The sequence below is a fragment of the Paraburkholderia panacisoli genome (assembly GCF_008369935.1).
Taxonomy (GTDB): Bacteria; Pseudomonadota; Gammaproteobacteria; order Burkholderiales; family Burkholderiaceae; genus Paraburkholderia; species Paraburkholderia panacisoli.
Genome location: NZ_VTUZ01000011.1, coordinates 207117 through 228835, shown reverse-complemented (window position 1 = coordinate 228835; position 21719 = coordinate 207117). Strand labels below are relative to the sequence as shown.

At 64.5% G+C, this 21719-nt stretch carries 17 protein-coding genes and 1 pseudogene; 12 read left to right on the top strand and 6 right to left on the bottom strand.

The genetic code is table 11. The features are described 5' to 3' along the window. Nucleotides 1-141 precede the first annotated feature (141 nt). A complete protein-coding gene (locus FVF58_RS18815) occupies nt 142-1209 on the bottom strand; it encodes a DMT family transporter (RefSeq protein WP_149671373.1) in 1068 nt (355 codons plus the stop codon). Between the two features lie 318 nt (nt 1210-1527). Between FVF58_RS18815 and FVF58_RS18810 the strand changes: the two are divergent. From FVF58_RS18810 to FVF58_RS18775, 7 genes and pseudogenes are all read left to right on the top strand, one after another. Next, nucleotides 1528-1955: pseudogene (locus tag FVF58_RS18810) on the top strand (SAM-dependent methyltransferase); the annotation flags it as partial. Nucleotides 1956-2222: 267 nt separating this feature from the next. Then, on the top strand, nt 2223-3029 hold the full coding sequence (locus FVF58_RS18805) for a class I SAM-dependent methyltransferase (RefSeq protein WP_149671372.1): 807 nt from the start codon (nt 2223-2225) through the stop codon (nt 3027-3029). A 237-nt stretch (nt 3030-3266) separates the two neighbouring features. After that, a complete protein-coding gene (locus tag FVF58_RS18800) occupies nt 3267-3866 on the top strand; it encodes a cytochrome b (protein WP_149671371.1) in 600 nt (199 codons plus the stop codon). Nucleotides 3867-3925: 59 nt separating this feature from the next. Beyond that, nucleotides 3926-5377, top strand: a complete 1452-nt coding sequence (locus FVF58_RS18795) for a glycosyltransferase family 2 protein (RefSeq protein ID WP_149671370.1) — start codon at nt 3926-3928, stop codon at nt 5375-5377. Nucleotides 5378-5570: 193 nt separating this feature from the next. Then, nucleotides 5571-6821, top strand: coding sequence for an aromatic ring-hydroxylating oxygenase subunit alpha (locus FVF58_RS18790; RefSeq protein WP_149671369.1), 1251 nt, complete (start codon nt 5571-5573; stop codon nt 6819-6821). Between the two features lie 171 nt (nt 6822-6992). Beyond that, the gene (locus tag FVF58_RS18785) at nt 6993-8006 is read left to right on the top strand and encodes an alpha/beta hydrolase (RefSeq protein WP_149671368.1); all 1014 of its coding nucleotides are present in this window, start codon (nt 6993-6995) and stop codon (nt 8004-8006) included. 363 nt (nt 8007-8369) lie between these two features. Continuing rightward, nucleotides 8370-8786: a rubredoxin gene (locus FVF58_RS18775; protein ID WP_149671425.1), complete on the top strand. Its 417-nt coding sequence runs from the start codon at nt 8370-8372 to the stop codon at nt 8784-8786. Between the two features lie 66 nt (nt 8787-8852). On the opposite strand, the gene FVF58_RS18770 is transcribed toward FVF58_RS18775, so the two are convergent. After that, the gene (locus tag FVF58_RS18770; RefSeq protein ID WP_149671366.1) at nt 8853-9707 is read right to left on the bottom strand and encodes an oxidoreductase; all 855 of its coding nucleotides are present in this window, start codon (nt 9705-9707) and stop codon (nt 8853-8855) included. Nucleotides 9708-10131: 424 nt separating this feature from the next. Here FVF58_RS18770 and FVF58_RS18765 point away from each other — a divergent pair, with 424 nt between their 5' ends. Further along, a complete protein-coding gene (locus FVF58_RS18765; protein ID WP_149671365.1) occupies nt 10132-10587 on the top strand; it encodes a putative periplasmic lipoprotein in 456 nt (151 codons plus the stop codon). A 75-nt stretch (nt 10588-10662) separates the two neighbouring features. Here FVF58_RS18765 and FVF58_RS18760 read toward each other — a convergent pair whose 3' ends face one another. Further along, on the bottom strand, nt 10663-11583 hold the full coding sequence (locus FVF58_RS18760; protein ID WP_149671364.1) for a LysR substrate-binding domain-containing protein: 921 nt from the start codon (nt 11581-11583) through the stop codon (nt 10663-10665). Nucleotides 11584-11704: 121 nt separating this feature from the next. On the opposite strand from FVF58_RS18760, the gene FVF58_RS18755 reads away from it, so the two are divergent. Together FVF58_RS18755 and FVF58_RS18750 are read left to right on the top strand one after the other, a co-directional pair. Next, the gene (locus tag FVF58_RS18755) at nt 11705-12472 is read left to right on the top strand and encodes a transporter substrate-binding domain-containing protein (RefSeq protein WP_149671363.1); all 768 of its coding nucleotides are present in this window, start codon (nt 11705-11707) and stop codon (nt 12470-12472) included. Between the two features lie 39 nt (nt 12473-12511). Further along, the gene (locus FVF58_RS18750; RefSeq protein ID WP_149671362.1) at nt 12512-13627 is read left to right on the top strand and encodes a succinylglutamate desuccinylase/aspartoacylase family protein; all 1116 of its coding nucleotides are present in this window, start codon (nt 12512-12514) and stop codon (nt 13625-13627) included. A gap of 25 nt (nt 13628-13652) precedes the next feature. Here FVF58_RS18750 and FVF58_RS18745 read toward each other — a convergent pair whose 3' ends face one another. The 3 genes from FVF58_RS18745 to FVF58_RS18735 form a co-directional block, all read right to left on the bottom strand. Further along, on the bottom strand, nt 13653-13919 hold the full coding sequence (locus FVF58_RS18745; RefSeq protein WP_149671361.1) for a cupin domain-containing protein: 267 nt from the start codon (nt 13917-13919) through the stop codon (nt 13653-13655). Between the two features lie 177 nt (nt 13920-14096). Continuing rightward, a complete protein-coding gene (locus FVF58_RS18740) occupies nt 14097-16250 on the bottom strand; it encodes a phosphocholine-specific phospholipase C (RefSeq protein WP_149671360.1) in 2154 nt (717 codons plus the stop codon). A 60-nt stretch (nt 16251-16310) separates the two neighbouring features. Next, the gene (locus FVF58_RS18735) at nt 16311-16538 is read right to left on the bottom strand and encodes a hypothetical protein (protein ID WP_246217112.1); all 228 of its coding nucleotides are present in this window, start codon (nt 16536-16538) and stop codon (nt 16311-16313) included. A gap of 301 nt (nt 16539-16839) precedes the next feature. On the opposite strand from FVF58_RS18735, the gene FVF58_RS18730 reads away from it, so the two are divergent. Together FVF58_RS18730 and FVF58_RS18725 are read left to right on the top strand one after the other, a co-directional pair. After that, entirely contained in the window at nt 16840-18828 is a 1989-nt protein-coding gene (locus FVF58_RS18730; protein WP_149671358.1) for an amylo-alpha-1,6-glucosidase, read from the top strand. Nucleotides 18829-18897: 69 nt separating this feature from the next. After that, nucleotides 18898-21699: an MGH1-like glycoside hydrolase domain-containing protein gene (locus tag FVF58_RS18725; protein WP_149671357.1), complete on the top strand. Its 2802-nt coding sequence runs from the start codon at nt 18898-18900 to the stop codon at nt 21697-21699. The last annotated feature ends 20 nt before the right edge of the window (nt 21700-21719 follow it).

Here is a 21719-nt window from a genome sequence, read left to right as displayed (position 1 = left end):
ATGGAATACGCACAACAGGTGTCCATTACAGGATGCGAACCGCGAGCATGCCAATTGAATCGGTCTATCGCGCGATTGGTTCCACAGAGATTTTTTTCTTGCGCTGCGCCGAACGCCCATGCAGTGCGACAGTGCACCAAGTCAATGCGTATGCCGGTGGTGAATATCTGGGAAATGCGCATGGGCATGCGTGATTGGTGCATGGCGATGCGCATGCGTGTGGGGCTCTTTACCGTCCCACGCGAAATCGTGCTCGTGCTGATGATGCGCGTCGTGCCGATGACGATGCGTGTGCTCCAGCGACTCGTGCGTGTGCGCATGCTCGTGACGTTCGCGGATGTGCAGCCACACGCCGAGCGCCATCAACGCGGCGGCGACCCAGAACAGCAGCGGCGGCCATTGCGGCCAGAGCAGCCACGACAGCGTCACGCCGAAGAGCGGCGCGACCGAGAAATAAGCGCCGGTGCGCGCGGTGCCGAGATTGCGCAGCGCGACGACGAACAGCACCAGGCTGATGCCATAGCCCGCGAAACCCGTGAGCATCGCGAGTGCGACGCTCGACAGGTGCGGCCATCGCGCGCCCAGAGCGAGCGCAAGCGCCACGTTCACCGAACCGGCGATCAGTCCTTTGATACACGCAATGAACATCGCATCGTGGGTCGACACTTTACGGGTGAGATTGTTGTCGACGGCCCAGCATGCGCACGCGCCGGCCAGCAGCAGCGTGCCGGGCGGCAGTCCGGCCGCGCCCGGTTGCCACGACAAGGCCACGCCGCCCGCGACGATCGCGGCCATGCCGAGGAACACCTGGACGTCGACGTTCTCGCGAAACACGATCCACGCGATCAGCGCAGTGAATACGCCCTCCAGATTCAGCAGCAGAGAGCCGGTGGCGGCCGGCGTCGTCTGTAGACCCAGCATCAGCAGCGCGGGTCCGGCGACGCCGCCCGCCGCGATCGCGCCCGCCAGCCACGGCGCCTCGCGCAGCGGAAAGCGGTTGTGACCGGTTTGCGCTTCGGCGGCGGCGCGTTGTTTGAACCGCCGCGCCAGAATCAGGACGGCAAGGCCGCTGCCGCTGCCGAGATAGAACAGTCCGGCGAGCAGGAACGGCGACAGCGATCCGAGCAGCGCTTTGGCGAGCGGCGTGGTGGCGCCGAACAGCGCGGCGGCGAGCAGAGCGGTGAACGCTGCGCTATGGCGGGAAGGCATGAGCGGGCCCTTCATGAGAACAGAGGCGATGCGCACACGATAGCGCTATCGGAAAAGCCGTGCCGAGGCGGATGCCGAAGCTTAGGTTTCTTGGAACAACCGGTCGGTCAGAAAATCCACGAACGCGCAAGTTGGGCGACAGTTGACGGCGACAAGCCGAGCCGATGCGACGAGCCCACGAAGCTGGACGCCTCGGCCGTTTGCACGGAGGCGACGATTCCGCTATCTGCTGCAAGTGTTGCGAACACGGACGGCGAACCGCGGCACGCCGATTCGCCGATTGTGCGTGCATCCATCCGGTGGCCTCGAACGTAATAGATGCGCGACGACGCGAAGCTGTTCGTGCATATCCTCGCGCATCGCACCCTCGCGTATCACTTCGAGACGCACGACGGCAGCGACTGGATGTCGAAGTATTTTTTCACCGGCGGCACGATGCCGTCCGAAGCGCTGCTGCTGAACTTCCAGGACGATCTGCGCATGGAGCGGCAGTGGTGGGTAAGCGGCACGCATTACGAGCGCACCGCGAATCACTGGCTCACCGCGCTCGACGCCGCGCGCGAGCACGTGATGCGGCGCTCGTCGACACGTACGGCGGGCGTCATGCAGCAGTCTGGTTGCAGCGGTGGCGCATGTTCTACATGGTGGTGGCGGAGTTGTTCGGCTATGCGAACGGAAATGAGTGGGGCGTCGCGCACTATCGATTCGTGAAGCGTTGCAGGGCGGGCGTGACTTTGATGGCATGAGGCCACGTGATTCCGGCTTGGCGCGCGGCGATGAAAGAAGACGCGTCGACCGCCTTTCATTCGGGTTCGATTCCGCTTTCATTCCCGACTCCTCGGGCGGATTGCCAGAGCGCCGGAAACTGCGCCGCCCTACGCGCATCAAACCTCCGTGCATCCGGCATACGACGCCAGGATCGAAGCGCCGCGCCCCAGCAGCGATAATCGCGCTCTGTCCGATGCCCTTGCCGCCACCGACCGACCCACCTACCCACTCGCCCGGAACCGCCGATGACCGCTCCCATCCCCTTCGTCCCCGACCGCTTCAAGAGCAACGCCGCGCATTACCTCGCGGGCCGTCCCGCGTATTCGCCGCAACTGATCCGGCGCGTCGCGCAGTCCTGCGAGCTGCGCGGCACGCATCGGCTGCTCGATCTCGGCTGCGGGCCGGGGCAGTTGTCGCTGGCCTTGTCGTCGTGGGTCGGCTCGGGTCTCGCGCTCGACCCGGAGTCCGAAATGCTGCGCGTCGCGGCCGGCCTCGGCGCGGGGATTGCGCCGAACATCGAGTATCGGGAAGGGAGCTCGTATGATTTGTCGCCGTCGCTCGGACGCTTTCGGCTGGCTGTCATCGGCCGCGCGTTTCACTGGATGGACCGGCCCGACACGCTGGCGCGGCTCGATGCGCTGATCGAACCGGAGGGCGCGGTCGCCCTGTTCTCGACCGCGCAGGTCACCGATGCGCCGATTGCATGGCTCGCGCCGTATCACGCGCTGCTGGAGGAATATGCGCAGAGCGACCCGGCGCGCATGCAGCGCAAGTCGGACGACTGGGAAAGCCACGACGCGGTCCTCGCGAAGTCGCCGTTCGCGGCGCTCGAACGCGTGTCGATCGTGGAAACGCGGCGTGTGTCCGTGGATTCGTTGAGCATGCGGCCGCTGTCGATGTCGAGTCTGTCACGCGAGCGGCTCGGCGACGGGCTCGATGAGCTCCTCATGCGCATCAGGCAACTGCTGGATGCCCATGCAACCGATGGTTGGGTCGACGAGCGGATCGAATCCACTGCGTTGATCGCGCGGCGCCCGGCGGCGCGCGGCTAAAGAGCGGTTGCGTTTGCGCGCCGTGTGCGGGTTGGATCGGCAAGCACGGCTGAAGCGTCGGGAACGCCCAGAAGCCCAGCGCCGCCCGAAATAGTCTGAAATACACCTTTAAGCGCCTAACGGAATAAAACGGCACACTACGGCGTTAGCTCGATACTGGCGGCGCATCCAAACCTGCTTCGGCGGGGACGGAGTTTCAAACGGCTTTCGCAGCCCCGCACTCGTAGACCAACAACCATGAACACTCACGCCGATTCCCTGACCGATTCGACCGGCGCGCCGCTGCCGGCGCGCTACACCCGCACGGCGATGACGCTGCACTGGCTGATCGCGCTGCTGATGATCGGCAACGTCGTGCTCGGTCTGAGCGCGGACTCGTTGCCCGACGACTGGGTGCGTCCGGCGATCGACACGCACAAGTCGATCGGCATCACGGTGCTCGGTCTCGCGCTGCTGCGCATCTTGTGGCGCGTGTCGCACAAGCCGCCGCCTTTGCCGCGCGAGTTTCCGTCGTGGGAAAAAATTGCCGCGCACGCCGCGCACTTTCTGCTGTATTTGCTGATGATTGCGTTGCCGCTGTCCGGCTGGCTGCATGACTCCGCGTGGAAAGACGCCGCGACTCACCCGATGCGTCTGTTCAACCTGGTGCCGTGGCCGCGCATCGGCTACGTGATGAACCTCGATCCCGCGCTCAAGGAAAGCTTGCACGACCGCTTCGGCGCGTTGCATACGTGGCTCGGCTACGCGCTCTATGCGTTGCTCGCGATGCACATCGGCGGCGCGCTCAAGCACGAGTGGATCGATCGCAAATCGGTTCTGAAGCGCATGAGGCCGTGAGCCTGTCCACGCGGCTTTCCCTCCCTCAACCACACTATCTGACGAACCCGGCAGCCACTTTGAAGAAAACCCTGGAACAGGCACTCGCCCTCGCATCGCCGCGCATCGTGCCGCGTCCCACGACGCTGTCCGGCACGCTGATTCACTTCAGCGTCGTCGCGCTGTGGCTGCTGCTGTTCGCGCGCGCGTTCTTTTTGCATGGCGCGCTGGCGTGGTCCACCGGTATTGTGTATGTCGTCTACGACACGCTGCTGCTCGCGTTCGTCACGTGGAAATCGCTGCCGCTGATGCGCCGCACGCCGCCGCTCGAAGCCGACTACGAACAGCGCCACTTGCCGAGCATGGGCGTGATCGTCGCGTCGCATAACGAAGCGGCGGTGTTGCCGGTGACGCTCGCAGCGTTGCTGCGTCAGACGCACGGCCCGGCGCAGATCGTGATTGCCGACGACGGCTCCACCGACGCCACCCGCGCGCTGCTCACCGAACGCTTCGGTCTGACGGCCGCTGCTGACGGCGTGCTGAGCGCGCCGAGCGCCTTGCATCCGAACCTGTTCTGGCTGCGCGTGCCGCACGGCGGCAAGGCGCGTGCGCTGAACGCCGCGATCAGCGTGATGACCACCGACACCGTGATGACCGTCGACGCCGACACGCTGCTCGACGACGACGCCACCTACGCGATGCGCACCGCGTTCGCGAGCGAGCCGAAGCTGGTCGCGGCGGCCGGCATTCTGGTGCCGGTGTGCGGCAAGTCGGCGGCAGGCCGCGTGTTCCAGTGGTTCCAGACCTATGAGTACATGCGCAACTTCATCGCCCGTTTTGCGTGGATGCGCGCGGACAGTCTGTTGCTGATCTCGGGCGCGTTCGCTTCGTTCAGGCGCGACGCGCTGCTCGACGTGGGTGGCTTCGATCCGCAATGTCTGGTGGAAGACTACGAGCTGATTCACCGGCTGCGCCGCTATTCGGTCGATCACGGCCTCGGCTGGGACGTGCGGGTGGTCGGCGAAGCGCATGCGCACACCGACGCGCCGGACAACCTCGGCAGTTTCCTGCGGCAGCGCCGCCGTTGGTTCGCGGGCTTCCTGCAAACGCAGTACTGGAACCGCGACATGACCGGCAATCCGCGCTACGGCACGCTGGGCATGCTGATGCTGCCGGTCAAGGCAATCGACACGATGCAGCCGATCTACGGCTTGACCGCGTTTGCGTTGCTACTCGGCTTTCTGTTCGGCGGGCATGGTGCGATTGTCGTGTCGATCTTCAGCGTGATCGGCCTGAAAACGGCGATCGACCTCGCGTTCTATTTGTGGAGCATTCATCTGTATCGCCGATGGACTGGCGAGCGCAGCGGCAACAGCCTGGGGATGGCGATGCTCGCGGCGATTGCCGAACCGTTCACGTTTCAGCTCGTGCGGCATCTGGGCGCGGCGCTCGGCTGGCTGCACTTTTTGCGTGGCGGGCGCTCGTGGGGCGTGCAGCGCCGCTCGGGGCTGGTGGCGCAAGACGAGAACTGAACGCACGGCGCTGGTCGCGCGGCATTCCGGTTCGTGGGCCGCGCGGTCACGCCAGTGCAACGCATCGAGGACAGACTGGGGTATGCCGCCGTCGGACCCATGCGACGGCTGCTTCGAGTAGACTGGCTACGACGCCGGCCTCGACATTGCAGGGCGGCGACCTTCTATCCGCTCGTGCACGGAGGCTTCACCTATGCATGCTGTCCCACCGCTCGAACAAGACACCGACGGTGCATCCGTCGCTGGGTCGCCAGCTCACGCGGCGACGCAGAATGCGGCTCATGCCACCTCTGCCACGGCCGCGCATGCGCGCGCGCCGGGCCACGCCGCCAACGACGCGCCGGTACGCGATCTGCGCCGCGTCGGCATTCATCCTGACCACTGGTATCCGCTCGCATGGTCGCATGAAGTGAAGCGTGGCAAGACGCATGGTGTGACTTTCGCCGGCGACCCGATCGTGCTCGCGCGCACGGAGTCGGGCAAGGTGTTCGCGCTGGAGGACCGCTGCGCGCATCGTCAGGTGCCGCTGCATCAAGGGGTCGTCGACGGCGAATCGATTCGTTGCGGCTACCACGGCTGGACCTACGACTGCTCCGGCAAATGCGTCGACGTGCCGTATCTGGGCCGCGACCGCTTGCCCAACGGCGTGCGTTCCTATCCGTGCCAGGAAGTCGAAGGGCTGATTTTCGTGTTTCCGGGCAAGGCCGAGTTGGCTGAGAAACGGCCGCTGCCCAAGCTCGGTTCCGTCGCGGACGGGAAGTACAAGACGCGCCGTTTCGGCCGTCCGGTGAATTGCCACTATTCGTTCATGCACGAAAACCTGATGGACATGAACCATCAGTTTCTGCATCGCAAGCAGATGGGGCAGATGCGTGCGCGTTCGTTGGGGCGGCGGCGCGGCGAAGGCTGGGTCGAAGTCGACTACACGTTTGCGCGAATGGCCGGCCAGCAGCCGATCGGCGAAGCGATCGTGTTCGGCCAGAGCCGCAAGACCAGCGACAACAACGACAAGGACGTGATGACGATCCGCACCGAGTATCCGTATCAGACGCTGCAGATCCGCACGACTGAACAGACGCTGGTGATGGACCTGTGGATCGTCTATGTGCCGCTCGATCGCGAGCAGCGCACCAATCGCACGTTCGGCCTGCTGTCGATTCGCAAGCCCGGCATTCCCGGCGTGCTGAATCTCGCGTGGCCGCTGCTCGTGTGGTTCACCGAGCGCATCTTCAAGGAAGATCGCGAAATCGTCGAAGCCGAACAGCGCGCGCACGACTTGCAGGGCGCCGACTGGAATCACGAGGTGTTTCCGGTCATCAACGAATTGCGCGCGTTGCTGCGCGAGGGCGGCGCGCCCGATCTGGTGGTCGGCGCCGGCACCGGCGACACGGCGGTGATCCGCTTCTGGGATTCGCGTCACGGCAACCCGCTGGCGAATACCTGAGATTCGAGTTTTCACGAGGCCGCGCGGGACCTTACAATCATCGGCGACGATGAGCGGCAAGCCGAGCGGCAGCGGCATCACAATACCCACAGCGCACACGACACGCCCGAGGCGCAGACTCATCGAGCGGGAAACCCGCAAACATAATTAATCGCCTGAGAGGCCCATTCGATGAGTACCGAACTGCATGGGGTCATGCCGGTTGTCGCGTTCCTTGTGGGTTTCGCCAGCATTGTCGCCGTCGTTGCCGCGATCTTCGCGGTGGCGCTCGTGAAGGGCGGCCCCAAGCCGCCACCGCCGCTCGCTTCGATCAACGAGCCGTTCAAGTCCGTCGACACCTCCGATCTACCACCGCTCGAACGCTTCAACGCTCGCGATAACGCGACGCTCGCCTATCGGCGTTATGCGAGCCGTCTGCCGCGAGCGCGTGGCAGCGTGGTGCTGATTCATGGCTCATCGGCCAGCAGCGTTAGCATGCATACGTTGGCGAGAGCGCTCGCCGCAGCCGGCTACCACGTCCATGTGCCCGACATGCGCGGCCACGGCGAGTCCGGCGCGAAAGGCACGATCGCCTATATCGGGCAACTCGAGGACGATCTGAGCGACTTTCTCGACGCGGTTCAGCCCGCCGGGCCCCGGACGTTGGTGGGCTTTTCGGCCGGCGGCGGATTTGCGCTGCGTTTCGCGGGTGATGCGCGGCAACTGGCGTTCGATCGGTATGTGCTGCTCGCGCCGTTCATTCACCACAACGCGCCGCCCACGCTGCCCGCGGTCGGCGGGTGGGTGAGCGTCGGAGTGCCGCGGACCGCCGCGCTGGTGATCCTCAACAAGCTGCGCATCACCGCCTTCAACCATCTGCCGACAGGGGCCTACGCACTGTCAGCCGAAGCGGCAGCCATGCTCACGCCGCAATACTCGTTCAATCTGATGCAGAATTTTCGTCCGCACGATAACTACCGCGCCGATATCCGCGCGACCCGTCAGCCGCTCGAAGTGCTGGTCGGTGCGAATGACGAAGCGTTTCGCGCCGAAGCGTTCGCTGGCGTGTTCGTCGAGGCGGGGCGGGTGGTGCCCGTGACGATCGTGCCGGGCGTCGGTCATATCGGCCTGACGCTGGAGCCGGCGGCGCTGGCCGCGATCGTCGCGGCGGTTGGCGAGCATGCGGGCGAGGCGGTGTACTCGTAGGCGAAGTTCCCCGCTGCCGGGGAATTAATCCATCTCCACACGGTAGGCAATGCAGCGTGCGCGAGCGGCGATAATGTCGGCCGATGCACGCGGGTTTGCGCCAATCGGCATGTGCCGCGCTCACACCCGTGTACTATTTCGCTTTTTCCGATCTTCAAGAAACGCTCGTGTCTACCCAACAAGTCTCCTCCGCATCGCGTAAATCGCTCACTTTGCTGCAATTGCTCGGCCTCATCGGCGCCGCAGGCCTCATCGCCGCCATCCTGCTGAATCACTTCGTTTAGTCGCGCCGCGACGCCGCCGCACCGCGCGTGCGGCGCTATGCCGGCACCGGTTGCCGGCCTCATCGATATTCCGATTGCCATGTACAAGAAGGGCGTAGCCGTAGAACTCCAGTTTTCCCCCGAGCGACTCAACGACGGCGCGGGCGATCCGTACTGGATCGACCTGACGCAGGACGAAGCGCAACGCTTGCTGGAAAGCCTGCAGGCGCGGCTTGGCGCGGGCGGCGGCGGCACGGCCGCGCCGCTGGTCGTGAGCCTCGACGAAACGCCCGCGCCGCAAGCCGCGAGCGCCGCCGATCCGGCGCCCGGCACGGCCGCGTCGGCGGATGACTTGAAGCAGTGGGTCTGCGTGATCTGCGGCTGGGTCTACGACGAGGCTGCCGGTCTGCCCGATGAAGGCATCGCACCGGGGACGCGCTGGGCGGACGTGCCGGCCGACTGGCGTTGCCCGCTGTGCGACGTGGGCAAGGAAGATTTCGCGCTGGTCGAGTTTTAAACCTGCCCGAACGACACGCTCCAACGACGGCCCGGCGTCATGCCGGGCCATCGCAATCCGCCGTTCTCAGGCGGTCCCTTCCGGAAAATCCGCGCCTTCCGTCGTGGCCTTCCACGTATCGAAGTCGCCGCGCATGAAGTCGAGCTTCTTGTACGCAAGGTCGAGCGCGATCTTGCCGAGCACCAGACGCAACGGCGGCTGGTCCGACAGCGCGGCGTCGATGATCGCCTGCGCGGCGCGCACCGGATCGCCCGCCTGTTTGCCGCTGCGTGCCTCGGTCTGCTTGCGGCGCTCGCCGGCCGTGCCCGCGTAGTCGTCGATCACGGTGGCCGACTGCTTGATCGACGGCCCTGCCCAGTTGGTGCGGAACGGTCCCGGTTCGACGATCAGCACGCCGATGCCGAGCGGATTCACCTCCAGCGCCAGCGATTCCGACAAGCCTTCCACCGCGTATTTGGTCGCGTGGTAATAGCCGGTCGCCGCGAAACTCGTAATGCCGCCGATCGACGACACGTTGACGATCAGTCCGTTGCGCTGCGCGCGCATGATCGGCAGCACCGCCTTCGTGATGTCGATCAGACCGAACACGTTGGTCTCGAACATCGCGCGGACTTCGTCGTCCTCGCCTTCCTCGATCGCGGCCAGATAACCGTAACCCGCGTTATTGACGAGCGCGTCGATGCGGCCGAAGCGCTGTTTCGCCTGCGCGACCACCGCTTCGACCTGCGCGGCGTTGGTCACGTCGAGCGGCAGAACCAGTGCGCGGTCGCCGTGAGGCTCGGCAATGTCCTTCACTTTCGATGCGTCGCGCGCGGTGACGACCGCACGCCAGCCGCGCTCCAGCACCAGCTTCGCCAGTTCGCGGCCGAAGCCGGTGGAACAGCCCGTGATCAGCCAGACGGGATTGTCTCGATTCATCATTTGGGAAACTCCTGTTGATGGTCTACGACATGTGAAGACTGCAATACGGCGCGACCCAGCAGTGTGCGCGTTCGCGTCAGCAATCGGTTTGCTCGTGGTGTTCAGCGTGAAGCGTGCCCGGCCTTTTCGCGGAGCGTAGCCGCGACGGCGCGCGAGCGCGCGTGATTCGGGCGGCGGGGTTGTGGCGATGATTGCCGTAAGTACGGCCAATGCCGCATTTACCGGTATTTCCGCTATTTCCGCTATTTCCGCTATTTCCGCCTCGGGCCGGCGGGGCTTTTCAATTGTAGCCGCAGCGCGGCGGCTTCGCTTTGCCGCGCCTTGACGAAGGCACCTCTCGCCCCGATCCCCACGCGCGCGAATCCGCGAGCCCGCTTGCGCCACGCAGCTATAATCGCGCTCGATCGTGGCCAGGAAGGGACTCATGAAAAAGATCGCTGCATTTGCGCTCGTCGCGCTTGGACTCACTGCTTGCTCATCGCCCGAAAAGCAGGCGCTGCAAGCGCAGGGGTTCGTCCACAACGAAGCCAGTCTTGCCGCCGCCCAACGCAACGCGACGGTCGATTGCCAACCGGAGAACTGCGACGCGGCCTGGGCGCTTACGAAACGCTATATCGAGCAGCATTCCGAGACGTCCGTGACGCGCGCGGACGGGGTCGCAATCGAAACCGACGTACCCTACAGTTCGGGCCATGCCGCCTTCTCGGCGACGCGCGCCGCGAAAGGCGCGGGCGCGACGCTCACCGTCTTTGCGCAGTGCCGGGGCATGTACGGGCCGGACAACGAGAAGGGCTCGGACTATGACGAGTGCACCGAGAAGATCCTCAAGACGCAGAACGGATATGTGGCGTTTCTGAGGGCGCATGCGTCCACTCAGTAAGTGCTTTGAGTGATCGCGCCGCCGCGATTACGCGGCGGATCGCGCTCGAAACCATGGACTGATTTCACGCCAATCTCACCGCGCCCGCACCGTGCGCGTATACGACGCGATCATCGTCGCCAGCTCCTGGGCGGCGGGCGTGAGCGGAATCGCCGCGCGCTGCAGCAGGCAGACGTTCTGTTCGACCGCTCGCTCGCGCACGGCGATCGACGTGAGCGTGCCGGCCAACGGCCCGCGTTTGGCCACGACCGACGACTCCAGCGACAGGCAGTCCGTCTCGCCGATCAGATGCAAGGTCTCGTACAAGCCTTCCACCGTCGCGATGATTTTCGGCCGCGGCAAGCCGTGGCTTTCGAACAGATGACTCAAGCGATTCACGTGAGGTTCTTCGGTGAGATTCGGCGAGCGCGTCGTCACCCACGTGCAGTCGACGAGTTCGGCCAGCGAAGTCGCACCCGCCTTCGGATGGCCCTGGCGGCAGACGATCACCGGATCGGACGGATAAAGCGGCGTCACCGACAGATCGGCCGTGTCGGTATGTTTCGACACTAGCGCAACCGCGAAGTCGAGCGTGCCTTCGCGAATCCACGAGATCATCATCCGCGAGGTGCCGGTGCGCAGATGTACCGCGACCCGCTCGAAGCGGGTGCGAAATTCCATCAGCACCGGCGCGAACGCATCGACGAGCGGCTCGGTCGTCATGCCGAACGTCACCTCGCCGACGTAATCGCCGCGCAATTGCTGCACTTCCTGCTCGGCCCGCTCGCATTCGCCGATGATCGCGCCGGCCCGCTGCAACAGCCGCTGGCCGAGCGCGGTCAACGCAATGCCACGGTTCGTGCGGATGAAAAGCGTCGCGCCCAGCATCGCTTCGAGGTTCTGCAATTGCTGCGTGATGCCGCTCTGCGCGATGCCGAGCGCGCGCGACGCCGCGCGGATGCTGCCATGCTCGGCGACCGCCGTGAATGCGCGCAACTGGGAAATCGTCAACGCCATGAAGAACTTCCGTCCGGTGATCGGTAAACGTGATCATGATAGTTCGAACGGGACTTCTTTGAGGCGCGGCGGCGGCATACGATGGCGCGGTCGTCCTTCGTCCATCCCACACCCCTCTCCCATGAAAATTCCGCTGATGATCTTGAGCGCCGCGCTGACTTTGAGCAGCGGCGTGTTCGCCGCCGAGTCCGGAACGCTGCGCCTCGGCATCGACCCGAGCTATCCGCCGATGGACGTCAAGGCGCCCGACGGCAGCTTCCAGGGCTTCGATGTCGACCTCGGCAACGAAATCTGCCGGCGCATTCGCGCGCGCTGCCAGTGGGTGGAGCTCGAATTCTCGGGGATGATTCCGGCGCTGCAGGCGCGCAAGATCGACGCGATCCTGTCGTCGATGGCGATTACCGAAAAGCGCGAGCAACAGATTCTGTTCTCGTCGAAGATCTTCCAGTTCAAGTCGCGGCTGATCGCGCGCCAGGGTTCGCCGCTCGCGGGCGGCTTGAACGCGCTGGCCGGCAAGCAGATCGGCGTGCAGTCGGGCACGCAGTTCGAGGGCTATGCGCTGAAGAACTGGACGCCGCTCGGCGCGCACGTCATTGCGTACAAGGGCCAGGACGAAGTATTCGCGGACTTGCAGAACGGCCGTCTGGACGGCGCGTTGCTCGGGTCGGTGGAAGCGGACCTCGGCTTTCTGCGCACGCCGGCGGGCAAGGGTTTTGCGTTTGTCGGCGAGCCGCTGTCGATGGGCGATCGCGGCGTGGGCATCGGCCTGCGCAAGGACGAGACCGCGGTGCAGGCGTCGATCAACGAAGCGATCGGCTCGATGCTCAAGGACGGCACGTATGCGCGGATCGCGAAGAAGTACTTCGACTTCGATCCGTACGGCAATTGATCTTCTACTTCTTATTCTTCTCCCTCAGGCTTTCCGCTCATGAACAGGCAATCGATTCCGCTTCTATCGCCGGCTATCGGCACGCACCGCGAACTGGTGTCGTTTCACTTCGGCACGCGGGATAGTGGGCAGAAGATCTATATCCAGTCGTCGCTGCACGCGGACGAAACGCCCGCGATGTTGACGACCGTATTGCTCAAACGCCGCCTGCTCGAACTGGAGCAGCAGGGCGCATTGCACGCGGAAATCGTGCTGGTGCCCGTGGCGAATCCGGTCGGGCTCGGACAGTATGTGCTCGGTCAGTTCCTCGGGCGCTTCGACCTCGGCAGCGGCAAGAACTTCAATCGCCACTTCCTGCAATTCTCGAAGCTGATCGCGCGCGCGAAAGAGGCGTTGGGTCCCGACGCGACGGAGAACCGGCGCATCGTGCGCGAACTGATTGCGGCTGAACTGGCCGAACAGAAACCGTTGACCGAATTCGAGTCGCTGCAACTGGCCATGCTGAAGCTCTCGTTCGATGCGGATGTCGTGATCGACCTGCACTGTTCGCTCGAAGCGGCAATGCATCTGTACACCAGCGAGGCGGCGTGGCCCGAGTTCGAGCCGTTGTCGCGCTATCTCGGCGCGCAGGCGTCATTGCTGGCGACGAACTCGGGCGGCGAGTCGTTCGATGAAACCCATAGCCTGTTGTGGTGGACCTTGCAGCAGCAGATGCCGGCCGACAAGCCGGTGCCCACCGGCACGATTGCGGTGACAGTGGAATGCCGCGGCCAGCGCGATGTCTCTTACGAAGTCGCGCAACGCGATGCCGACGCGATCGTCGATTATCTGGTGTGGCGCAACGCGATTCAACGGGACGTCAAGCCTTTGCCGGCGTTGCTGTCGCCCGCCACGCCGCTCGCGGGGAGCGAGCAGTTTTACGCACCTGTCAGCGGGATTCTGATTCATCGCGCGAAGATCGGCGAGACGGTCAGTATCGGACAGGCCTTGTTCGATATCGTCGATCCGCTGACCGACGAGACGACTACGATCTCCAGCAACACTGAAGGCGTGCTTTATATGCGCCGCGCCATCCGCTTCGTGACTGCGGGTGCGCCACTAGGGCGAGTGACCGGCACGCGGCCGTTCAGGACCGGGGTCTTGCTGGGCGCGTGAGTTTTTCGCCCGGCGGCGCGTCCTGTTATTTTCTGCCGGCCAGATACGTCACGCCGTTCGGACCATAGCGCTCCGAATGCGCTTGATGCGCTGGCAAGTGGAACACGTCGCCGGGCCGGTACAGTCGCTCTTCAGCGCCGATGCGTATGTGCAGTTCGCCGTCGAGGATCAGCGCCTTGGCTTCGAACGGATGCTCGTGCACATCCATCGCTGCGTTGGCTTCTCGCGTCACGATGACAGGCTCGGGGAAACCGTCTTTCGTCAGGCTTTCGGTGAAGGCGTTGCGATCCATGGTGCCACCATCGTCGGGGAATAACGAAGACTGACTGTACCGCTATCCGCCGATATGTGCAGAGCCCCTTCAGCGCAACGACAACCCCAACAGCAGCGAAATAAAGCCCCAAGCTTCGATCGACCGCCGCTGAACCACGCGGCGAATCGACCGAAGCCCGGCGCGGCGTGATACGGCTTAGTTCGCCACCAACACCGGCGCGACCGCTGCCGGATCGCTGATACTCGGACGGCCATTCTCGACGTGACCTGCGAAACGGCGCGAGAAGCTTGCATCGTCATTGCTCGTCACGGTCAGGTCGTACCAGTGATGGCTCGTCGCGAGCACCCACATCTCTTCGATATGCGCGCCGGCAGGCACCAGCACCGGACGCGTGCGTGCGCCATACGCGTTGTCGGTCACAGCGAGGCGCGCGATGCCGCCGCCGCTGTTGGTGAACCGCAGGACCACGTTGCCGTTCGCGACGTCGTATTGCGCCTTCACTTCGGGCTGTGCCGGCTTCTTGTTGCCATGGCCGCCCGCGGCCTGCGCGCTCTGCGTGCTCGCCTGCTGCGCATTGCCCGCGAACTTGCGCACGAAGCCGTTCGGCCCGAACACTTCGAACGAGTAGACGCCGTTCGTCGCCGTCAGATCGAACGTCTCGCTGAGCGACTTGTCCGCTTCTACCGTGTAACGCCATGGACCATCGGTGCGATTCGTCGAGTACACATAGAAGTGCGCGCCCTGGTCGCCGGTGTTGGCGATCGAGATCTCCAACGTGTTGCCGTTCGTGTCCACTGCGCCGTTCACGTGCAGTTCATACGGCAGCGCGCGTGCAAAGCGAATTCCGCTTTCCTGCGGGTCGGGGGCGCCCGGCGTCGCGGGCACGGTCGGCTTGGGCTGCGTCGCGCACTGGTTGTCGGCGATGCTCTTGTAGTTGCTGGTGTCCGGCAGCGGCGGCACTTTCGAGTCCGGCGTGCGGAAGTCGAACGCCGTGGTCAGGTCGCCGCACACCGCGCGGCGCCACGGCGTGATGTTCGGTTCATGCACGCCGAAGCGCGTTTCGATGAAGCGGATCACCGACGTGTGATCGAACACCTGCGAGCACACGAAGCCGCCCTTGCTCCACGGCGACACGATCGTCATCGGCACGCGCGGGCCGAGGCCGTAGGGCAGGCCGTCGGCGGTGTAGCTGCCGCCGCGCGCGGGATTGACCACGTTGTGAATTTCGCCGTCGGTGCTGACCGTCGACTTGCCTTGCGCGGGCGTGGTCGCCGGTTGCGGCGGCACGAGGTGATCGAAGAAGCCGTCGTTCTCGTCGTACATGATGAACAGCACGGTCTTGCTCCACACTTCGGGATTCGACGTCAACGCATCGAGAATCTGCGACGTGTATTCGGCGCCGTATGCGGGCGTGTATTGCGGATGCTCGGAGTACGCGGCCGGCGGGCACAGCCACGACACTTGCGGGAGCTTGTTCGCGAGCACATCGGCCTTCAGGTCGTCGATGGTGCGCACGGTTTGTGCGCGCTCATACAACGGCGAACCCGGTTGCGCGTTGATGAAGTTCGTGAAGTTCTGCAGGATGTTGGTGCCGTAGTTGCCGTTCAACGGATCGGCGCCCGTCAGGCCCTGCTGATAGACCTGCCACGAAATGCCCGCGGCTTGCAGGCGCTCCGGGTAGGTGGTCCACGAGAGCAATTGGTAATTCGGCGGACCGTCGCCGTCGACGAAATCGTTGTTGTCGAGCAGCGGTCCTCCGAGCGTGCCGGTCGGGTCGACCATGCCGCTCATCAGATACGAACGGTTCGGGTGCGTCGGTCCCGGCAGCGAGCAGAAGTACGCGTCGCAGACGGTGAACGCATCGGCCAGCGCGTAGTGAAACGGAATGTCGCTGCGCAGGTGATAGCCCATCGTCATGTCGGTCTTGTTGGCCGGCCATTGATCGTAGCGGCCGCCGTCGATCGCGGCATGGGTCTTGTACCAAGAGTGATCCAGATCGCCGACGCATTGCGCGCTGGTGGTCGACGTGTCCAGATGGAACGGCAGCACCGGCTTGGTCGCGTCCGCTTTCGACGGCTGATACCACACCGGCTTGCCGTTCGGCAGCGGAATCGGGAAGCGGTCGTTGTAGCCGCGCACGCCGCGCAAGTGGCCGAAGTAGTGGTCGAACGAGCGGTTCTCCTGCATGAACACGACGATGTGCTCGACATCGCGGATCGTGCCCGTGCGCGAGAACGCGGGCACGGCCAACGCATTGCGAATCGATTCGGGCAGCGCGGTCAGCGCGGCGGCAGCCCCGGCGGAAGAAGCCACGGTCTGCAGGAAACGGCGACGGCTAGTTGATGTCATCGAATATCACCTTCTGCGGATGGAAAGAATAGCGCGCGTTGGCGCGCTGGGAAAAACAGGTCAGTTGTTGCTGGCGCTGTCGCCGGGGGCGTAGTGCATGACGGGCGTGACTTGCTGGCTGTCGGCAGCGAGACTGGCTTGCATGTTCTGCGTGATCGGGTCGGACGCTGCGGCGGGGTTCGCCGCAGGCGCCGTGGATGCGTCGGGTAACGCGGCCGCTGACAATGCCGCCGGGTGCTGCTGCGCGCCGTTATCGGCAACGGGCGGTGATGAAGACGCTGCGGTCACGCTAGAGTCGTCAGCGCCGCAAGCGCTCAACGCTAAAGTGGCAAGTGCGATTGACGCGATGCTGGCGAGGCGGTTGATTGTTCTCATGTCTGCATACGGTTTCGTGAAAACCGCTGCAGTCTCCATTCCTTTCAAGAAATAATTGTGAAACGTTTGCGAGCCGCATATCTTTCGACAATTCGTCGGTTTTCGAAAGGAAATGGAAAGTGGCAGGAAGGACAATGGTCACCGTTACGCCATTTGACTGACGCTTCACGTATGCCCAATCAATGATTGACGGCTTTGCATAACCGGTTGATCCATGACACGCATCGAACGACCTTTCGACATCACGCGTCTTGAAGACGAATGGCTCGAAGCGGACGACTTTGGTGGTTTCGCGTCGGGCACCGTGGGCACGTTGCGCACGCGTCGCTATCACGCGTTGCTGCTGAGCGCGACGCGCGCGCCGGGTGCGCGCATGGTGCTTGTCAATGGTGTCGAGGCCTGGCTCGAAGCGGGAGGGCGGCGCTATCCGCTGACCATGCAGCGGTATACGCCCAATGTGATCTATCCGGATCTGGGCGCGAGTCTGGTTGCGTTCGACACCGCGCCGTGGCCCACGTGGCGCATTCAACTCGATGCGCAGATGGCGCTCACCGCCGAGGTCCTCGTCAGCAAGGCTACCTGTGAAACGGTATTGCGTTGGCGGCTGGAGGGCGCGGCAACGTCCGCTGATATGGGCGCGCTGGTCCTGAAGGTCAGGCCTTTGCTGTCGGGCCGCGATTACCACGCGCTGCATCATGAGAACACCGCGTTCAACTTCAGCGCGCGGACCAGCGGCGATCACGCATGCGCGAGCTGGCAACCGTATGGCGATGTGCCGGTGATCCATGCCGCGTCGAACGGCGCGTACACGCACGCGCCCGATTGGTATCGCAACTTCTGCTACGCGCGCGAAGAAGAGCGCGGCCTCGACTTCAGCGAAGATCTGGCGACGCCCGGCGTGTTCAGCTTCGCTCTCGCCGACGGTGAAGCGGTGATGGTGCTCAGTGCGTCCAGTGCAAGCAGCGCGGGAACGTCCGCCTTCGCCGTCGCAACGCCATGTGAAAACGCCCAAGCCGCCGCCGCCCGCGCATCCGAACTCGCGCGTATCGAGCAGCACCGCCGCATCACGCTGGGCTCACGCCTGCAGCGCTCCGCCGATGCCTACGTGGTCTCGCGCAACGAAGGCCGCACGATCCTCGCGGGCTTCCCGTGGTTCACCGACTGGGGCCGCGATACCTTCATCGCGATGCGCGGCCTGCTGATCGCGTCGAACCGTCTCGACGAAGCCGAAGCGATCCTGCTCGAATGGTCGGGCATGCTGTCCGAAGGCATGCTGCCGAACCGCTTTCCCGACTACGGCGACACGCCGGAATACAACTCGGTCGATGCGTCGTTGTGGTTCATCGTCGCGGTACACGACTACCTGGCCACGCGTCACGCCGGCGCCGCGACCCGCACGCGCTTGCAACAGGCCGCCGAAACGATTCTGACCGGCTATACGAAAGGCACGCGCTTCAACATCCAGGCCTGCGCCGACGACGGCCTGCTGCGCGCCGGCGTCCCCGGCGTGCAGCTCACGTGGATGGATGCGAAAGCCGGCGACTGGGTGGTCACGCCGCGCATCGGTAAACCGGTCGAGGTGCAGGCGCTCTGGATCAACGCGTTGCGCATTGCAGCAACCTGGAACCCGCAGTGGCAGCCACCCGCTGAGCGAGCGTTGCAAGCGTTTCATGAACGTTTCGTGGACCCGTCCACCCAAACGCTAGCCGACAACGTCGACGTCGATCACGTGAAAGGCGCGGTAGACCGCTCGATCCGGCCGAACCAGATTTTCGCAGTGGGCGGCCTGCCGTTCCCGTTGCTCGAAGGCGCGGCGGCGCGCGCGGTGCTCGAACAGGTCGAGACGCAGTTGCTCACGCCCCTCGGCCTGCGAACGCTCGCGCCGTCCGACCCTGCGTATCGCGGCCGCTACAGCGGGCCACTGCTCGCGCGCGATGGCGCCTATCATCAAGGAACCGTCTGGCCGTGGCTGCTGGGCCCGTTCGTCGAAGCATGGCTGCGGGTTCACGGCGCCGCGGCGGACACACGCGCGCTAGCCAGAGCGCGGTTTTTCGACCCGCTCTACGCGCAGCTGGACCACACCGGTCTCGACCATCTGCCCGAAATCGCCGACGGCGACGCGCCGCATACGCCCGCCGGCACGCCGTTTCAGGCGTGGTCGCTGGGCGAATTGCTGCGCGTCGAAAGCCTGCTTGCCGGGTGAGAGCCCATCGCCGCGTAAACCGCGCTACGATGTGTGTCCCATCGCCAAGCCTGAAGCAAGGACGAAGTCATGCCACCGCTGCGCGCTGCCAATCTGCTCGACACCATCGAAGGATCACGCCTGCATTCGGCCGCTTGCGCCCATTGGCAGCGCTGGGGGCCATATCTGAGCGAACGCCAATGGGGCACCGTGCGCGAGGATTACAGCGCCGACGGCACCGCCTGGGACTCCTTTCCGCACGACCATGCGCGTAGCCGCGCGTATCGCTGGGGCGAAGACGGCATTGCCGGTTTCGGTGACGACAAGCTGAGCTGGTGCGTGTCGCTTGCGCTATGGAATCGCAACGACCCGATCCTCAAGGAGCGCCTGTTCGGCCTCACCAATGCCGAGGGCAATCATGGCGAGGACGTGAAGGAACTGTACTTCTACCTCGACGGCACGCCGACGCATTCGTACATGCGGATGCTCTACAAGTACCCGCACGCCGCCTTTCCATACGAAGACCTGGTGCAGGAAAACGCTCGACGCGGCGGCGACATGCCCGAGTACGAGATTCTTGACACCGGCGTATTCGACGATCTGCGCTATTTCGACGTGCAGGTCGAATACGCGAAGCACGAGCCCGACGACATCGTGATGCGCGTGACGATCGAGAATCGCGCGGACGAGGCCGCGTCGCTCGATGTGCTGCCGCAAATCTGGGCGCGCAACTCGTGGTCGTGGAAGGAGAACAAGGACAAGCCGTCGCTGGTCGCCGGCACGGACCACAACGGTGACACGCACCTGATCGGGCGCCAGCATGGTCATGAGCCAATTGTCGTGACGGCGTGGTCGAAGGACGCGCCGCAACTCGCGTGGCTCTTCTGCGAAAACGACACCAACGTGAAGCGCCTGTTCAACACGGACGCCGCCGGTCCGTTCAAGGACGGCTTCAACGACTATCTCGTACACGGCGATCAGCAGGCGATACGTCACGACGCCGGTACCAAGGCCGCCGCGCATGCGGCGCTCGAATTCGCGCCGCACGGCCGCGCCGTGGTGTATCTGCGCTGGCGTCCGGAGTCGGCGCCGGACGCTGTGCAGTTCGATGCCGATGCGGTGTTTGCGCGCCGCATCGCCGAGGCCGACGAGTTCTATGGCGCGCTGCAACACGAGATCGCCGATCCCGACGCGCGCCTCGTGCAGCGTCAGGCGCTCGCCGGCATGCTGTGGTCCAAGCAGTACTACCAGTACGACGTGCAACGCTGGTTCGACGGCGATCCGCTGCAACCCAAACCGCCCGCGGGCCGCAAACACGGCCGCAATGCGGACTGGCGCCACCTGTGCAATGCCGACATCGTCTCGATGCCTGACAAATGGGAGTACCCGTGGTACGCGTCATGGGATCTTGCGTTCCACGCGGCCGCATTCGCGCTGATCGACCCGGCCTTTGCGAAGCGTCAATTGCTGCTGCTGGTGAAGGACCGCTATCAGCATCCGAACGGCCAGCTGCCCGCCTACGAATGGGCGCTCAGCGACGCCAACCCGCCCGTGCATGCATGGGCCGCGTGGCGCGTGTACGAGATCGACCGCGCGCTCACCGGCCAGGCGGATCGCGATTTTCTCGAACTCGTGTTCCATAAGCTGTTGCTGAATTTCTCCTGGTGGGTGAACCGCAAGGACGCCGACGGCCACAATATTTTCCAGGGCGGCTTTCTCGGACTGGACAACGTCGGTATCTTCGACCGCTCGTCGCCACTGCCGACCGGCGGCCACATCGACCAGGCCGACGGCACCGCGTGGATGGCCGCGTATGCGCTCGACCTGATGCGCATCGCGCTCGAACTCGCGTATGCGAACCATGTGTTCGTGGATATCGGCGTGAAGTTCTTCGAGCACTTCCTGTATATCGCCGAGGCCGTGAGCTGCGACGACGGCTGCGAGACGGGGCTGTGGGACAGCGAAGACGAGTTCTTCTACGACAAGCTGCGCCTGCCCGACGGCAGCAGCATGCCGATGCGGGTGCGCTCGATCGTCGGGCTGATTCCGCTGTTCGCGGTGCACGTGCTGGAAGAGCGTCTGCATGGCGGCTTGCCGTGCCTGCGCGAGCGGCTCGTGTGGTTCCTCGAACATCGTCCGGATCTTGCGAAGCTGGTCTCGCGCTGGAACGAGCCCGGCAAGGGCAACGCGCTGCTGCTATCGGTGCTGCGCGGTCACCGGATGAAAGCATTGCTGCGGCGCGCGCTCGACGAAAGCGAATTTCTTTCCGATCACGGCGTACGGGCGTTGTCGCGCTTTCATCGCGATCAGCCGTTCGTGTTCAATCTCAACGGCAAGAGCTTCTGCGTCAAGTATCTGCCGGCGGAATCCGACACGCGCGTGTTCGGCGGCAATTCGAACTGGCGCGGTCCGGTGTGGATGCCGGTCAACTATCTGCTGATCGAATCGCTGTACGAATTTCACCGCTATTACGGCGACGAGTTTCGCGTCGAATATCCGACGGGCTCGGGGCAGAAATTCTCGCTTAGCGAAATCGCCGATGAGCTGGCGCGCCGCGCGACCACACTGTTCCTCAAGAACAAGGACGGCGAGCGTCCCGTGATGCGCGCGTATCCGCTGTTGCAGACCGACCCGCGCTCGTGCGACCTCGTGCTGTTCCATGAGTACTTTCACGGCGACAATGGGCGTGGCGTCGGCGCTTCGCATCAGACCGGCTGGAGCGGGCTCGTTGCGCTGCTGCTGCAACCGCGGGCGATGGCGGCATCGGGCAACGTGCCGTTGGCGGGCGAGCTGGAACGCGCGCCGATTCCCGTCGCGGCGTCGGCGCCGGCCCGCGCGCCTGAACCTGCACCTGAGCCCGCGTCCGCGCTCGCGGCCACCACGGCGAAGTAAGCAGCACGGGCGACACGCAT

Excerpts from the sequence above, each read along its gene's own strand:
- FVF58_RS18815 (WP_149671373.1), bottom strand. The coding sequence starts at position 1,209 with ATGCCTTCCCGCCATAGCGCAGCGTTCACCGCTCTGCTCGCCGCCGCG.
- FVF58_RS18805 (WP_149671372.1), top strand. The coding sequence starts at position 2,223 with ATGACCGCTCCCATCCCCTTCGTCCCCGACCGCTTCAAGAGCAACGCC.
- FVF58_RS18800 (WP_149671371.1), top strand. The coding sequence starts at position 3,267 with ATGAACACTCACGCCGATTCCCTGACCGATTCGACCGGCGCGCCGCTG.
- FVF58_RS18790 (WP_149671369.1), top strand. The coding sequence starts at position 5,571 with ATGCATGCTGTCCCACCGCTCGAACAAGACACCGACGGTGCATCCGTC.
- FVF58_RS18785 (WP_149671368.1), top strand. The coding sequence starts at position 6,993 with ATGAGTACCGAACTGCATGGGGTCATGCCGGTTGTCGCGTTCCTTGTG.
- FVF58_RS18775 (WP_149671425.1), top strand. The coding sequence starts at position 8,370 with ATGTACAAGAAGGGCGTAGCCGTAGAACTCCAGTTTTCCCCCGAGCGA.
- FVF58_RS18770 (WP_149671366.1), bottom strand. The coding sequence starts at position 9,707 with ATGATGAATCGAGACAATCCCGTCTGGCTGATCACGGGCTGTTCCACC.
- FVF58_RS18765 (WP_149671365.1), top strand. The coding sequence starts at position 10,132 with ATGAAAAAGATCGCTGCATTTGCGCTCGTCGCGCTTGGACTCACTGCT.
- FVF58_RS18760 (WP_149671364.1), bottom strand. The coding sequence starts at position 11,583 with ATGGCGTTGACGATTTCCCAGTTGCGCGCATTCACGGCGGTCGCCGAG.
- FVF58_RS18755 (WP_149671363.1), top strand. The coding sequence starts at position 11,705 with ATGAAAATTCCGCTGATGATCTTGAGCGCCGCGCTGACTTTGAGCAGC.
- FVF58_RS18750 (WP_149671362.1), top strand. The coding sequence starts at position 12,512 with ATGAACAGGCAATCGATTCCGCTTCTATCGCCGGCTATCGGCACGCAC.
- FVF58_RS18745 (WP_149671361.1), bottom strand. The coding sequence starts at position 13,919 with ATGGATCGCAACGCCTTCACCGAAAGCCTGACGAAAGACGGTTTCCCC.
- FVF58_RS18740 (WP_149671360.1), bottom strand. The coding sequence starts at position 16,250 with ATGACATCAACTAGCCGTCGCCGTTTCCTGCAGACCGTGGCTTCTTCC.
- FVF58_RS18730 (WP_149671358.1), top strand. The coding sequence starts at position 16,840 with ATGACACGCATCGAACGACCTTTCGACATCACGCGTCTTGAAGACGAA.
- FVF58_RS18725 (WP_149671357.1), top strand. The coding sequence starts at position 18,898 with ATGCCACCGCTGCGCGCTGCCAATCTGCTCGACACCATCGAAGGATCA.